Origin of the sequence: Shewanella sp. DNRA4, assembly GCF_012843185.1 — a bacterium.
Lineage (GTDB): Bacteria > Pseudomonadota > Gammaproteobacteria > Enterobacterales > Shewanellaceae > Shewanella > Shewanella xiamenensis.
Genome location: NZ_JABAIP010000014.1, coordinates 1 through 14,806, shown reverse-complemented (window position 1 = coordinate 14,806; position 14,806 = coordinate 1). Strand labels below are relative to the sequence as shown.

Here is a 14,806-nt window from a genome sequence, read left to right as displayed (position 1 = left end):
GGCTATGGTTATGGCCACAGCTAGGGCCTGGGCTATTTATCGGGATGACTATGCTAAGGATACGTAAAGCAACGCAATTAGATGCTAAGGCTTGCTGGGACATTCGCAATGCGGCGATTAATAAAGGCTGCGCCGGATTTTATGCTCAAGATGACTTGCAGATTTGGATGCAGGGCGAATTGACCGAATCTTTTCGTCGTATGGTGGGCGCACATTTTTATGTGGCTGAAATCCTTGATGATGAAACTCAAGAAGGCACTTTGGTTGGTACCATCATGCTGGATGAACCCTATGCTCAGGTCGAGGCGCTGTTCGTTGCTCCCGAGGCGATGGGCTTAGGTGTCGGCAAGTCGTTACTGCAATTTATTGAAACAAAAGCCTTTAACTTAGGCATCGCCCAATTGCGATTAGAATCTACTTTAAATGCGGTCGAATTTTATCGCCACTGCGGTTTCGGCGGTGAAGGTTTTGAGGAGGAGTCTATCTATTGCTCACCCCGCGGTATCGCCTTGGAATGTATGGTGATGTATAAAAATCTGGTTTGCTAGGGCGCAGCAAAAAAACGCTGCTGCTAGAATCTAGGGCGTTGCTTCGCAACTGCGAGAGCGCTTCGCTGCTAGAAGCTATTTGGTTCAGCGTTGCTGACATACCCAAGGGAATCAACAGATCAAGCATTGAAGTGGAATTAACTGCTAAGACTTAACGCTGAATGGGGTTGCGTGGTTGCTGACATACTCAAGGGAATCAACAGATCAAGCATGGATGTGGAATTAACAGCTAAGACTTAACGCTGAATGGGGTTGCTGGCATACCCAAGGGAATCAACAGATCAAGCATGGATGTGGAGTTAACAGCTCAAAATTGTTTTGAAGGTTGCTGACATACTCAAGGGAATCAACAGATCAAGATGGGGGAATTAACTCCCAAGAGTATGCCAACTATCGTTCTTTCGCCTGAAATCCCGATGCCAATAAGATTAACTTCAATGGCTTAAATCAAACTTAATCTATTGCTCAAAAAGGCTTTATTTCATTAGCCTTTAGTCAAACGTTAACGCTATCTCAGTTCGCCTGCGGACTATTAAGCTGTTGGCGTTTTTCCATCAAATCTTTAATCAGCGGTGTAAGGATCAGCTCCATTGCGAGGGACATTTTGCCACCCGGCACCACCAAGGTGTTAACCCGTGACATAAAGGAGCCTTGGATCATGCTCAAATAATAGGGGAAGTCGACGTTGTTGATGCCGCGAAAACGGATCACTACAAAGCTTTCATCAAGGCTCGGAATATCCTTGGCGCTGAAGGGGTTAGAGGTATCTACCGTCGGCACCCGTTGGAAGTTGATATGGGTGCGCGAAAATTGCGGCGTCATATGCTTAATATAATCGTCCATACTGCGGACAATCGAGCCCATGACTTTTTCGCGGCTATGGCCACGCTCCGAAGTATCGCGAATAATCTTTTGGATCCACTCTAGGTTAACGATAGGCACCATGCCGATCAGCAAATCCACATGCTGGGCCACATTGGCATCGCCCGTGACCACACCGCCATGTAAGCCTTCGTAATACAACATATCGGTGTTTTCGGGCAGTGGACGCCATTGGGTGAAGGTGCCAGGCATTTGGTTAAAGGGCACGGCTTCGTCAAAGGTGTGTAAGTAGCTGCGGGTTTCACCTTGGCCCGTGGCGCCATAATCGCGAAAGCATTGTTCTAGGCGGGCAAAGTTATTGGCCTCGGGGCCAAAATAGCTCAGGTTACGATTCTCGGCTTGGGATTTACGGATCATCACTTCCATCTCTGCGCGGGTATAGTGATGAAAACTATCCCCTTCTACAAAGGCGGCATTGATTCCAAGTTGGCGAAAAATATGACTAAAGGCGGTGGTGGTTGTGGTGGTTCCTGCCCCAGATGAGCCTGTAACTGCAATAATTGGATGTTTTGCTGACATTTTTTCTACCTAGGCACCATAAAGAGCCGCTCAGTGGGAGCGATAAAACGTATAAGCTATTTATACGGCACAGGGATACTAATGGTCAATCTTGCCGTTTGGCCACTTGGTCAGCGTGACGAATGGCAAAGGACTCATCCTCTTCACTGTATTCTAAGACAAGTTTACCTTGTTTAAGTGCTTGTTGGCATTGCACAATTGCGCCTGATAGTTCTTGCTCATCTAGGCTAGTAAAACTTCCATCTTCCACTTGCCCTAACAAATATTCGCGGAGCAAATTGACTAAGGTCTCTTTGGGAAGTTGGAGTAAGGCATCATAGGGGATAAGCATTCGGGTTCCTTAAGGTGCCGATGACGCATCATTGGCGAGTAAAAAGTCTAAAATGCGCCGCTCTAAATAATAGCGTGGCTTCCATGGCGTGCCGCCTTCGATAAAACCAACATGGCCGCCATGGGCATGTAACTCATATTCCACATGTTCGGAAAGCTGGCTGGGATGCGGGATGACCTCATCCGTCATAAAGGGATCGTCCTTGGCATGCATAATTAGCGTAGGCTTAGTGATTCGGCTAACAAAGGGTAAGCCGCTGGCGCGGGTATAGTAATCTTCTACACCTAAAAATCCATGGAGCGGGGCGGTGACTTTATCGTCAAAGTCATAAAAAGTATTGAGATTAGCAACTTGGATTGGGGTCAAGGTCATAGTGCCAGCAAGCTCTGGATCATTAAGCTTTTGATTGACCTTATATTGTAACTGCTTGATTAAATGGCTTTGATACACCTTTGAAAAACCATTCTCTAAGCGTTTTGCACAGGCCGATAATTGCAGCGGCGCCGACACGACTACAGCGCGACTCAACAGGCTGTGCTCTTGATATTCGCCTTGATATTTGGTTAATACATTGCCGCCTAAGCTGTAACCTACTGCCAATAAAGGTGATTGCGGATAGGTTTGTTGCAGCTGGCTTAGGCTAAACTGCAAATCGTCGGTGTCGCCACTGTGGTAACTGCGGGCGAGACGATTGGCTTCACCTGAGCAGCTTCTATGATGGTGAACCACGGCGGCTAACTCTTGTTCTTTACAGGCTTGCAGAATGCGTCTGGCATAATGGGACTGGGCACTACCCTCTAATCCATGAATGATAACCACAATGGGTTTACCGATTTCTGGCCTAGTTTGCCAATCTAAATCGATAAAATCGCCATCGGGAAGCTCGAGTCGCTGTCGCTCAAGCACAGGTTTGGCCACTTTAGTGAATACGGGCAAAATGGTTTGTACATGGGGACTTTTGGCCCACCAAGGCGGTGTAAAAGCGTTTGGCATGGGATCTTATCTTGGCATCAACTATTGCTGAAAATTAAAACGTGTGTTTAATTTAGGTTCGCGGTCATTGTAGCACAGTAATTTAACACTAAGCGTCTTGGGGAGACATTGATGAATAGACGAACCTTTTTACTGGGCGCGTTTGCTGGTACAGCGGCGATAGCCCTAGGGGTGAATCTTTATTCTCCCGAATTTAGTCTACCCGATGAAGGCGAGGGGAAAGACTACCGCTTATTATTCAGTGTGCTGTTGCCTGTGATGCTTGATGGGGCTTTGCCTGATGTGGCAACCCATAAGGTGGCGGCGCAAAATCGCACCTTAGATGCCATTAAACAATCGATCGCTGTGTTGCCAGATGAACAGCAGTCAGAGTTATTTGAACTACTCGATATGCTCGAGAATCGCCTTGGATTATTGCTACTTACCTCAAGCATGACGCCACTGTTAATGCGCTCTCCCGCCGAGTTGACCCAAATGCTCGAGACTTGGCGTCACAGCTACTTTGCGTTATTGCAAACGGCTTATTTAGGCCTGCGAGAATTAGTGATGGCCAGTTATTACGCCTGTCCTGAGCATTGGAGCCGACTCCACTACGCCAAGCCTGAGTTGTTCAAATAGGCCAAATTTCTAATAATAACAATAATGTGAAGATGGAGTATTCCAAGTGGCAATCATAGATCCCATAGTGACAGGCTTAAATTCCGGTTGGTTACATACCGATGCCAGTCAGCTGCAAGAAAACCAACAATTTGAAGCCGATGTGGTGATTGTGGGCACGGGCGCAGGCGGCGGCGTAGCGGCGGAGATCCTCACCCAAGCTGGGCTCAGTGTGATCATGATTGAAGCGGGACCGCTTAAATCCTCCAGCGATTTTAATATGGAGGAGCGGGTCGCGTATCCGAATTTGTATCAACAGGCGGCGGCGATGAAAACCGCCGATAAAGCGATTGGTATTTTCCAAGGTCGCGCCGTGGGGGGCTCGACGACCATCAATTGGACCACCTCCATTCGTACACCAAAGGAAGCCTTAGCCTTTTGGGCACAGCATAAATCGGTAGCCGGACTCGATCCTGAAACCCTCGCGCCTTGGTTCGAGCAGATGGAGCAGCGGCTCAATATCCACGAATGGAATTATGAACCTAACCGTAATAACGGCGCACTCAAGCAAGGCTGTATCAATCTAGGTTGGGATTATACCGTCATTAAACGCAATGTGGCGGGCTGCTGGAATACTGGCTATTGCGGGATGGGCTGCCCAGTCAATGCCAAACAGTCGATGCTAGTAACGACAATTCCGAGTGCATTAGAGAAAGGCGCACAGCTGATTAGCCGTGCCAAAGTCGTTAAGATTGAACATCATAATGGCCAAGTCTTTGCCCTCAAGGCACAGGCGCTCGACGTTAATTTAAGGCCGACTGCGGTTGAGCTGCTGTTTAAAGCCAAACACTATATTTTAAGCGCTGGCGCTATCCACACGCCGACCTTAATGATGCGCTCCGAGGTGCCCGATCCCTATCAGTTATTGGGTAAACGAACCTTTTTACATCCCACAGTGCTTTCTGGCGGCGTATTTGCCGATGCGATTAACGCCCACAGCGGCGCACCTCAATCTATCTATTCCGATGAGTTTGTTTGGAAAAATGGCGCAGATGGCGAGTTAGGTTACAAGCTCGAAGTGCCGCCAGTGCATCCTATTTTGATCGCCTCTAAGACCATAGGTTATGGATTAAGCCATGCTGAGTTGATGGCGCAGTTTAATCAGTTGCAGGTGACTATCGCCTTGGTTCGCGACGGTTATCATCCCGACAGTCAAGGCGGGCAAGTGCATTTAACCCCAACAGGCTTTACGTTAGATTATCCATTAACCGACGCTTTTTGGCGGGCAGCGCGGCGAGCCTACGCCAGCATGGCCGAATTGCAATTTTCTGCAGGCGCATTAAAAGTGCTGCCTATCAGCGATGGTATGCCCTATTTGTCGTCATGGAAGGAAGCGAAAGAGAGCATTGCCCAAATGGACTTAGCGCCGCTAAAGACGGTGGTGGCCTCGGCCCATGTGATGGGTGGCTGTCCATTCGGCGAAGATGAAAAGCTCTCTATGGTCAATAGCTATGGGCAGTCACATTATTTGGATAATCTGTCGGTGATGGACGGTTCTATCTTCCCGACTAGCTTAGGTGCAAACCCACAGTTGTCGATTTACGGCATCACCGCACGCAATGCCACCGCGCTGGCGCAAAAGCTCACCGATGGCAAAAGTTGATATTTCCTCGGCCGCATAAGTCAGTCGCTAACACTTATGCGGTCTAAGCCTAATGAGTCGTCTGCTAGCGTTACATGGCGCTAATGGGTAAATGGCCAGTTTTTACTAAGATAATGGTTTCCTCTTCGACAAAAGGAAAATGGCCGCTCATATGGGGGCTGCGTATCCATGTGTGGCGCGGATATTCACCTAGCTCATCTTGAAACTTGCCCGATAACACTAAGATTTCTTCGCCACCAAAATGCCGATGGGGTTGAAATTTTTCTCCCTTAGGCCATTTCACTAATGCGGTATGTTGGTGCTCGAACTCGTGTAACGGCATGACTTGTAAGCCACCAATACCCGGTAACCATGGTGTCTGCTGAGTATTCATTCTGATCAGTTCGAGATCTCGCGGATCGAATTGGTTAAGTTTTACGAAAATCACGCAACCTGTTTGGCTAAAAGGAGCATGTTGGCTCCCGGGTGGATGGCGAAGATAACTGCCCGCGGGATAATCACCGTTTTCATCGGAAAATACCCCTTCGAGCACAAGGATTTCTTCGCCCTGCGGATGCTGGTGGGTCGTAAACTGCGAGCCCGCGTCATATTTGACTATGCTGGTGGTGTGCCCTGATTCCTTAGCCTCCCGCTCCAGTGGTTTACGCCACACCCCTTGAGCAGGGCTTGGCAACCAAGGTTGCTGCTCAGTATCAATAACGATACGTTCACTAAAGTTCATATTAAGCATAGTGTTAGACCTGATTTAACCTTTTCTAATGATTAGTTGTGTGTCGCTCGCAGTGCATTAACTCGCGAATTTAGTTGCGTCCTGCCATCACGCCGCCATCAACATCCCAAATTGCACCTGTTACCCAGCTGGTGTCATTGGATAACAAAAAGCACACGCTATTTGCCACATCGGCAGGAGTGCCGACTCGTCCAATTGGATGAAAAGCATCAAAGCTTGCAAGCACTTGGTCTCGCTCTTCCTTTGGAATAAAAGCGTTATAGATTGGCGTATTGACCACCGCAGGTGAAACCGCATTGACGCGAATATGCTTGTCCGCCAGTTCCATCGCTAAGTGTTGGGTTAATGCGTGTAACCCGGCTTTGGCCATCGAATACGCCGACGAAGGCGTGGCTTTAACCGCTTGTTTTGCCCACATCGACCCTATGTTCACTATACTACCACCGTCCGCATCGATCATCTTGTGGGTCACGGCTTGGGTAATCCAGAACAGCGCTTTATTTAACCCCATATACAGTTCGTAATCTGTTTCAGTGTGGTCAATAAAGGATTTGGGATTGAAATACCCCGCCGCATTGACGAGATAGCCGACCTTATGCTCGAGTTGGTTGATGTGTGTAATGAGTCGATTAAGATCCGCTGCTTGGTAAAGGTTGGCTTGAAACCCCTCGACCTGTAACTCGGGGATTGTATTTTCCTGTTTGAGTGCAGCGACGGCGGCGGTGAGTTTTTCTTGTTGATTACCCACGATAAGCACTGATACACCTTGCTTGACCAGTTGTTTAGCGGTTTCAAAACCGATGCCGCTGCTACCGCCAATAATAATGGCCAGATTTGAGGTATTAAATTGCATTTGCTACTCCTATGTATTATCAAGGTGGTAATCTTATGGACTCAATAACTATCTGAACAGTAAGTACAAATTGGTTAGGCAGGTACTTTTGGGTACATCTTTATGAATAACAATGAAAAAATTATTTCTCGCAAATCGCCGCCTGAGCGCTCAGCCCGAATGGTCGAGACGATTTATGGTTGCAAATGGTCATTAACGGTTTATCAGTTGTTGGCCAATGGGATCCAAAGGCCTGGAGAAATGGTGCGCTCAGTCGAGGGACTTTCCACTAAGGTATTGAATCAATGTTTAAAAAAGAACATTGAATTTGGCATTTTAGATAAGGTCATTTATAACGAATTACCACCGCGGGTCGAATATCAAGTGACGGAGTTTGGCCAAAAATTCCTGCATATTTTAGATGAGCTGGAAAAATTGCAGCAAGAAATTGATGCGTAATGAGCTGTCTTGACTGGTCTGTTATACAAGATAATCAAGGAAACTTAATGTATTAGTTTTTTGCTCTGTTTGGTGAGGGTTAATGGGTATGTCTAAGATCTTGCAAGAGGGCGGCTGTTTATGCGGAGCGATTCGTTATCGGATTGAGGGCAAGCCCTTCGATGCGGATTATTGTCACTGCCGCATGTGTCAAAAGAGTATTGGGGCAGCCTTTGGTGCATGGATGGATTTTAAGGTGTCGCAGGTGACATGGCTTAAGGGCAACGTCACTGAGTTTGCCTCATCAGAATTTGTAAGGCGCGGATTTTGCGCCCAATGTGGCTGCTCACTGACCTTTAGGCACACTGAGTATCCCGACTATCTCACCCTAACGATCGCCAGCTTAGATGATCCAAATTCAGTGCAGCCTAATTATCATATTTATACTGAGCAGCAGCTGAGCTGGCTTAAGATTGAGGATAACTGCCAGCGTTATCCTCAAGCTCGCACTAAGTAAACCTGAGCTCGGGATAAGTAGAGCCGCTGAATAGGCATCTTTTCGGGCCTCTCTGCGTTGCTCTGTCTAACCATAGCTCGCTATGGCATACGACAGAGCGCCTTGATATGCGCAAAAATCTGCGCATTCAGTCAGAAAAAGATTCTTCTTTTCAAAAAAATCATTTATAGCATTGATTTTGATTGTTAAATTTAGATTTTTCCGACACTCGTTATCCCGAGTTCAGGTTAAGTAAGCTGTGCGTGAGGCCAGTTAAGGTGCGATAAGATCTAGCGCAATAACATCCGCAGCGGATAAACCAAATAGCGCGAGGTAACTCACGAGATTGGTTTGTTGACCGCTAGGCGATAAATCATTGACGGCATGTAAAATGGTGCGCTGCGCCTTGCGTTCCATCATCAACTCAACATCGAGCATTTGCTGATATTCTGCTGCATTCAGGCTGGCTTTGGCGAGACGACGCAAACGGCGATAGGGGGTGAGAAACTTTTCATCCCATTCCCATACTGCATTGACGAGTTGTTGCCATTGCTCGGTTGAATATTCCCGCGGCCCCGCCACATCACTGGTGAGATCTAAATACTGCGCTAGCAGTAATAGATTCACATTTACCTGACAATTATCCTGAAGCTCAAGGCAAAGCACTTTGTTTTGCCCATAGCTCATATCACACCAATGCCAAATTTGGCTGTCTAGCGGGGTTACATTCGACATACGGCTTCCTTGTCAATTAGGCGCCAGCAGACCGGTTATTGGCCCATTAACTCAAGTTCTATTGCATCAATTTCTTCTTGTAGCTCAAGCCATTGCATTTCACTTTCTTCTAGCGTTTGTGTCAAGCTGGTGCGCTCACTGAGTACCGAGGTGAGCTTGGCTTTATTGTCTTGATCATATAATTCGCTATCGGCCAGCAAATGCTCCAGTTCGGCGAGCCGCTCACTGAGCTTTTGCTGATCGGTTTCAAGCTTCGCCTGTTTGCGTTTAAGTGGTGACACCTTTTGGCGTAGCTCTGCTTCTAAGCGCTTTTGCTGCTTCTTATCGACAGCGGGTTTGGTGTCATCGCTGTTGGCCGTTTGGTTGGCACTGGCGGCTTTTGCGGCATCGAGTAACCATTGGTGGTAATCGTCAAGATCGCCATCAAAGGCTTGTACTTCACCTTGGTCAACCAAATAGTAGTCGCTACAGGTTAAGCGCAATAAATGGCGGTCGTGCGATACGATCACCATTGCACCTTCAAAGGTTTGCAATGCCATAGTGAGCGCATGGCGCATCTCTAAATCTAAATGGTTGGTTGGTTCGTCAAGCAGCAACAGATTGGGCCGTTGCCATACCAATAATGCCAACACTAAACGGGCTTTTTCGCCTCCCGAGAAGGGGCGCACTGGCGAGAGTGCCATATCGCCATTAAAGCCAAAACCACCGAGGAAGTTACGCAATTCCTGCTCGCGGGCATTAGGCGCAAGGCGCACTAAATGTTGCAGCGGCGTATCGTCTAAGCGTAAAAATTCGATTTGATGCTGGGCAAAGTAACCGATATTCAGGCCGGGATTGGGCTCATACAATCCGGTCATCGGTGATAACTGGCCCGATAACAGCTTGATTAGGGTTGATTTACCCGCACCGTTACGGCCGAGCAACCCAATGCGCGCTCCAGGCACTAAGTTTAAATGCACTTTGCTGAGGATTTGCTTAGCGCCATAACCCACCGCCACTTGCTCCATCTTAATCAGCGGATTGGGCAGGGCTTCAGGCGGGCGAAACTCCATATAAAACGGGCTATCTGCTTGAGATGGTAACAGCTCAGTCATCCGCTCCAGCGCCTTTAAGCGGCTCTGCGCTTGTTTGGCTTTACTGGCCTTATAGCGGAAGCGGTCAACAAAAGACTGCATATGCGCCCGTTCTTTTTGTTGGCGTTCAAAGGCGACCTGTTGCTGTGCCATACGTTCAGCGCGGATGCGTTCAAAGGCACTGTAGTTGCCTTTGTAGAAGTTGAGTTTTTGATTTTCGACATGGACGATTTCATCAACGATTTCATCGATAAAATCCCTATCGTGGCTGATTAAAATCAGCGTGCCTTGATAGGACTTAATCCAACCTTCGAGCCAGTACATGGTATCTAAGTCTAAGTGGTTGGTCGGTTCGTCGAGCAGCAGTAAGTCCGAGCGGCACAGTAGTGCTTGGGCTAAGTTGAGGCGCATCCGCCAACCGCCCGAAAAACTTTTCACTGGGTTATTTTGCTCGGCTTCGCTAAAGCCTAAACCTGCAAGCAGGGCTCCGGCGCGGGCGCGAATAGCATAACCGCCAATGGCATCGATTTTACCGTGCAAGGTAGCAATGGCATGGCCATCATTATGTTCCTGTGCAATATGCAGATCAGCCTCAAGCTGGCGATATTCTTTATCGCCATCAAGCACATATTCAAGTGCAGACATTTCGAGAGCAGGGGTTTCCTGGGCGACGCTGGCAATCTGCCAACCCGAAGGCATACTAAACTCGCCTTTATCTAAGCTCAGGTGACCCATAATTAATGCGAGCAGTGAGGATTTACCCGTGCCGTTGGCGCCCACTAGGCCGACCTTATGGCCGGGATAGATGGTCAGAGAGGCTTCGTCGAGCAGGGTTTTGCTACCACGGATTAATTGTGCTTGGTTGATGCTGATCATTAACTACAACTTGGTCATATCATGAATGAGTAAGGGTTGTGATGATAACGTACAAGCTCATGGCAAACCACAACTTAGGCCGAGTTGCTGCGTATTTCTTCGACTTTTTATGGCCTAGTGCGATAGCGATCTACCGCGTGGTCAGGGAGTATGGCAGCACAAGTTTATTCAAGGACTGGCAATAGCTGGGCAGTATGGCAAAATAGCGCCACATTTTCGCCTTAACGCCGATGATTCGCTTATCGCTGGGCGCGTAGCCATTTATAGGTTTGTATCATGACCACTAAAATAAAAAAACGCTTTGTTGCTGGCGCAAAATGCCCTAAGTGCGGCGCGAAAGACAGCATTTTGCTGTTTAAAGAAAACGGTATCGAAACCGTAGAATGTACTGACTGTGATTATCGTGAGCAGCAAACCGATATCAAAGTGACCGAAAAAGCCACGGGCGCCGTCATTGGGGTGTTTAAACCCGACTAGGCTCATCTTTATGAAGCGCCAAACACGTGCTGGCAAAGTATGTAAGAGATTTTATTAACCGCTGCCAATGGCCCTCGCATCGTTGTAGGGCTGATATAACTGTATTCTGTCGTCCTATTTTAGGGGCGTACACCCTTATCGATTTCAGCATTACTGGAGACAAAACTCATGACAAACGTGAATGTGGATGTCACGCCGTTAACGACTAAGCCATCACAAGATGGTTTTTATATGCCCGCCGAATGGGCGGCGCAGCAAGCCGTATGGATGATTTGGCCCTATCGTCCTGATAACTGGCGCGCTGCGGGTGCGTATGCTCAGGCGACTTTCGCTAAGGTGGCCGATGCGATTGGCGCGGCAACGCCAGTGTATATGGGTGTCCCTAAAGCCTTTTTAGCCGAAGCCAAAACGGTAATGCCATCCCACGTTACCTTGGTTGAAATGGACAGTAACGATTGCTGGGCTCGCGATACAGGGCCAACTGTGGTCGTTAATGTCGAGGGCGAATGCCGCGGTGTTGACTGGGGCTTTAATGCTTGGGGCGGCCATAACGGTGGTTTGTACTTTCCATGGGATAAGGACGAGCAAGTCGCGCAGCAAATGCTTGCACAGCATGGTTTTGCCCGTTATCGCGCGCCGCTGATCCTTGAAGGTGGCTCCATCCATGTCGATGGTGAAGGCACCTGTATGACGAGTGCCGAATGTTTACTCAACGCCAACCGTAACCCTGAGCTGACAAAAGAACAGATTGAAGACTTACTGCGTGACTATTTGAATGTTAAGCAGTTTATCTGGTTACAAGATGGCGTTTATATGGATGAGACCGATGGCCATATCGATAATATGTGCTGTTTTGCCCGTCCTGGTGAAGTCATTCTGCACTGGACTGATGATGAATCGGATCCACAATATCCACGTTCAAAAGCCGCGCTCGAAGTGCTGCAAAATACTGTGGATGCCCAAGGTCGTAAGTTAAAAATCCATCTGTTGCCACAACCAGGGCCGCTGTATTGCAGCGAAGAAGAATCAAAAGGTGTTACTGAAGGCACTGGTGTGCCACGCACGGCAGGTGAGCGTTTAGCGGGTTCTTATGTGAACTTTTTAATCACCAATCATCGCATCGTATTCCCGCTGCTTGACCCAGCAACCGATGATATCGCTGCCCAAAAACTGCAAGAAATTTTCCCTGAGCATGAGATTGTGGGGGTGCCCGCCCGTGAGATTTTATTAGGTGGCGGCAATATCCATTGTATTACTCAGCAAATCCCTGCTGGAAAGTAACCCAAGGAGAACAGCATGACGATTGATGTCACTGTTAATACACCACAATTGGCTTTCTGCGGGAGGGCGTAAGATGTTTGAAGTCACTGAAGTTTCTATTGCCGAGCTGCGTGCAGCGCTCGAATCTGGCCGTACCACCGCAGTGGAGTTGGTGAAATCGTATCTCGAGCGGGTTGAGGCCTATGACGGCCCTGCGACAAAAACTAAGCTCAATGCGTTAGTGGTGCACAATCCCGATGCGCTGAAAGAAGCTGAAGCCTCAGATGCGCGCCGCGCTCGAGGTGAAACCTTAAGCCCGCTTGATGGTATTCCTTACACCGCTAAGGACAGCTATTTGGTGAAGGGACTGACGGCTGCGTCTGGCAGCCCAGCCTTTAAAGATTTAGTGGCCCAGTACGATGCTTTTGCCGTCGAGCGCCTACGCGCTGCGGGTGCCATTTGCCTAGGCAAAACCAATATGCCTCCCATGGCGAATGGCGGCATGCAGCGTGGTCACTATGGCCGCGCTGAAAGCCCATACAATGCTGATTATCTTACAGCACCGTTTGCTTCGGGTTCTTCCAATGGGGCGGGCACTGGCACGGCGGCAAGTTATTCTGCTTTCGGTCTTGCCGAAGAGACATGGTCGAGTGGTCGTGGCCCTGCGTCCAATAATGGTTTGTGTGCCTATACGCCGTCTCGCGGCGTGATTTCCGTGCGTGGTAACTGGCCGCTAACCCCGACCATGGATGTGGTTGTGCCCTATACCCGCACAATGGCGGATATGCTCGAAGTGCTCGATGTGATTGTGGCCGACGACCCAATCACCCGTGGCGATCTCTGGCGTCTACAACCTTGGGTTAAAATCCCTAAAGCATCGACAGTTCGCCCAGAATCCTATCTAGCGCTGGCGGCTAGCGCCGATACGCTTAAGGGTAAGCGTTTTGGTGTGCCGCGTATGTACATCAATAAAGATGAATTGGCTGGCACCAGCGAAAATCCGGGTATTGGCGGCCCAACGGGTCAACGGATCCATACCCGCCAATCGGTGATCGATCTGTGGGAAGCCGCGCGTAAAGCCTTAGAAGCCGCTGGCGCCGAAGTGGTTGAAGTGGATTTTCCGCTGGTTTCCAATTGCGAAGGCGACCGCCCTGGTGCGCCGACGGTGTTTAACCGTGGTATCGTTACACCTCAGTTCCTGCATGATGAGTTATGGGAACTCTCAGGTTGGGCGTTCGATGAATTCCTGCGTGCTAACAATGACCCTAAACTCAACAAGCTTGAAGATGTGGTGGGGCATTTGATATTCCCCCATGATCTTGGCACCTTGCCAAATCGTGAAGGTGACTTAGCGGCAGGCATGGAAGAGTACGTCAACATGGCTAAGCGTGGCCTTAAATCCTTCGAACAGATCGACAGTATTCCCGATGGTCTGCGTGGTTTAGAAAAGACCCGTAAGCTGGACCTTGAAGATTGGATGGACGGGCTAAAGCTTGATGCCGTGCTGTTCCCAACGGTGGCCGATGTGGGGCCTGCCGATGCCCATGTGAATCCAGCCTCTGCCGATATTGCGTGGAGTAACGGGGTTTGGGTGGCTAACGGAAACCTTGCGATTCGCCACTTAGGCGTACCAACTGTGACTGTGCCTATGGGCGTGATGGCTGATATTGGCATGCCAGTGGGTTTGACCTTTGCGGGCCGTGCCTACGACGATAATAATCTGCTTAAATTTGCCGGTGCATTTGAGTCAACAGGTAACAGGCGCATTATTCCGCCGCGTACACCAAAACTGAGTCAATAAGCGCTAAACTGACAAATATAGACTTAGCTTAATCTTAGGGATTTATCTTGCTAGAGATTTAGCCCCATATAACGGCAAAGTATAGAGTTATAAAAACGGGATGGGTCTTAAAGTGCCAATCCCGTTTTTTTATGCTAACAAAAGCCTGATACGATATATTGCCATTCACTTCTGTTTGCTACTGTGTGAGAGGAATACGGTCTTATACCAAGCAATTAAGAATCACACTAAATGGCAGCAATCTCATCAATACGCAGCCTTTGATAAAATGTTTTTGCCCCAAAGCAAGACAGTTGAGCTACGCGCATTACGCATTAATTGACATTGCTTCCCCAGTGACACGCCGTGAACTCGTCCCTGAGGGCTCTACTAAAACATCCATGTTTTAGACGGTCACTGGTGCAACAATGCCAATCTTAACTAACCCTCTCGCTGCTCGTTTAGCTAAAAAGCTATTGCCCCAAAGCTTGTTAGCACACGTTTATTCGTTCTGGACTTTACGAAAGAGTTACCCTACAAAATCTCATCTATTAGCCCTCCACTTTAGTGCTTCTC

General features: G+C 48.5%; 15 protein-coding genes. 8 read left to right on the top strand and 7 right to left on the bottom strand.

What is annotated here, in order from left to right; genetic code table 11:
- Nucleotides 1-50: 50 nt before the first annotated feature.
- Nucleotides 51-548 (top strand): GNAT family N-acetyltransferase, encoded by a 498-nt coding sequence (locus tag HG547_RS15630; protein ID WP_169548406.1) that lies wholly within the window; start codon nt 51-53, stop codon nt 546-548.
- A gap of 513 nt (nt 549-1,061) precedes the next feature.
- Here the strand turns inward: HG547_RS15630 and HG547_RS15625 are convergent.
- From HG547_RS15625 to HG547_RS15615, 3 genes are all read right to left on the bottom strand, one after another.
- Nucleotides 1,062-1,949, bottom strand: a complete 888-nt coding sequence (locus tag HG547_RS15625; protein WP_011071167.1) for a phosphoribulokinase — start codon at nt 1,947-1,949, stop codon at nt 1,062-1,064.
- Between the two features lie 85 nt (nt 1,950-2,034).
- Nucleotides 2,035-2,280, bottom strand: coding sequence for a YheU family protein (locus HG547_RS15620; protein WP_055648271.1), 246 nt, complete (start codon nt 2,278-2,280; stop codon nt 2,035-2,037).
- 9 nt (nt 2,281-2,289) lie between these two features.
- Nucleotides 2,290-3,273 carry a hydrolase gene (locus HG547_RS15615; RefSeq protein ID WP_055648272.1) on the bottom strand — a complete coding sequence of 328 codons (984 nt, stop codon included), beginning with the start codon at nt 3,271-3,273 and terminating at the stop codon, nt 2,290-2,292.
- A 111-nt stretch (nt 3,274-3,384) separates the two neighbouring features.
- On the opposite strand from HG547_RS15615, the gene HG547_RS15610 reads away from it, so the two are divergent.
- Together HG547_RS15610 and HG547_RS15605 are read left to right on the top strand one after the other, a co-directional pair.
- On the top strand, nt 3,385-3,891 hold the full coding sequence (locus HG547_RS15610) for a hypothetical protein (protein ID WP_047539290.1): 507 nt from the start codon (nt 3,385-3,387) through the stop codon (nt 3,889-3,891).
- A gap of 46 nt (nt 3,892-3,937) precedes the next feature.
- The gene (locus tag HG547_RS15605; RefSeq protein WP_037429037.1) at nt 3,938-5,533 is read left to right on the top strand and encodes a GMC family oxidoreductase; all 1,596 of its coding nucleotides are present in this window, start codon (nt 3,938-3,940) and stop codon (nt 5,531-5,533) included.
- Between the two features lie 70 nt (nt 5,534-5,603).
- Here HG547_RS15605 and HG547_RS15600 read toward each other — a convergent pair whose 3' ends face one another.
- Entirely contained in the window at nt 5,604-6,263 is a 660-nt protein-coding gene (locus tag HG547_RS15600) for a cupin domain-containing protein (RefSeq protein WP_055648274.1), read from the bottom strand.
- A 70-nt stretch (nt 6,264-6,333) separates the two neighbouring features.
- Nucleotides 6,334-7,116 carry an SDR family oxidoreductase gene (locus HG547_RS15595; RefSeq protein WP_169548338.1) on the bottom strand — a complete coding sequence of 261 codons (783 nt, stop codon included), beginning with the start codon at nt 7,114-7,116 and terminating at the stop codon, nt 6,334-6,336.
- A 102-nt stretch (nt 7,117-7,218) separates the two neighbouring features.
- On the opposite strand from HG547_RS15595, the gene HG547_RS15590 reads away from it, so the two are divergent.
- A complete protein-coding gene (locus HG547_RS15590; RefSeq protein ID WP_037414574.1) occupies nt 7,219-7,554 on the top strand; it encodes a helix-turn-helix domain-containing protein in 336 nt (111 codons plus the stop codon).
- An 88-nt stretch (nt 7,555-7,642) separates the two neighbouring features.
- A complete protein-coding gene (locus HG547_RS15585) occupies nt 7,643-8,050 on the top strand; it encodes a GFA family protein (RefSeq protein ID WP_169548337.1) in 408 nt (135 codons plus the stop codon).
- A 252-nt stretch (nt 8,051-8,302) separates the two neighbouring features.
- Here the strand turns inward: HG547_RS15585 and HG547_RS15580 are convergent, their stop codons facing one another.
- Together HG547_RS15580 and HG547_RS15575 are read right to left on the bottom strand one after the other, a co-directional pair.
- Entirely contained in the window at nt 8,303-8,764 is a 462-nt protein-coding gene (locus HG547_RS15580; protein WP_169548336.1) for a DUF2390 domain-containing protein, read from the bottom strand.
- A gap of 35 nt (nt 8,765-8,799) precedes the next feature.
- The gene (locus HG547_RS15575; RefSeq protein WP_169548335.1) at nt 8,800-10,713 is read right to left on the bottom strand and encodes an ABC transporter ATP-binding protein; all 1,914 of its coding nucleotides are present in this window, start codon (nt 10,711-10,713) and stop codon (nt 8,800-8,802) included.
- A 276-nt stretch (nt 10,714-10,989) separates the two neighbouring features.
- Here HG547_RS15575 and HG547_RS15570 point away from each other — a divergent pair, with 276 nt between their 5' ends.
- From HG547_RS15570 to HG547_RS15560, 3 genes are all read left to right on the top strand, one after another.
- Nucleotides 10,990-11,190, top strand: coding sequence for a YheV family putative zinc ribbon protein (locus tag HG547_RS15570; protein WP_011071175.1), 201 nt, complete (start codon nt 10,990-10,992; stop codon nt 11,188-11,190).
- A 168-nt stretch (nt 11,191-11,358) separates the two neighbouring features.
- On the top strand, nt 11,359-12,471 hold the full coding sequence (gene aguA / locus HG547_RS15565; protein WP_169548334.1) for an agmatine deiminase: 1,113 nt from the start codon (nt 11,359-11,361) through the stop codon (nt 12,469-12,471).
- 73 nt (nt 12,472-12,544) lie between these two features.
- Nucleotides 12,545-14,251: an amidase gene (locus tag HG547_RS15560; protein ID WP_169548333.1), complete on the top strand. Its 1,707-nt coding sequence runs from the start codon at nt 12,545-12,547 to the stop codon at nt 14,249-14,251.
- Nucleotides 14,252-14,806 lie beyond the last annotated feature (555 nt).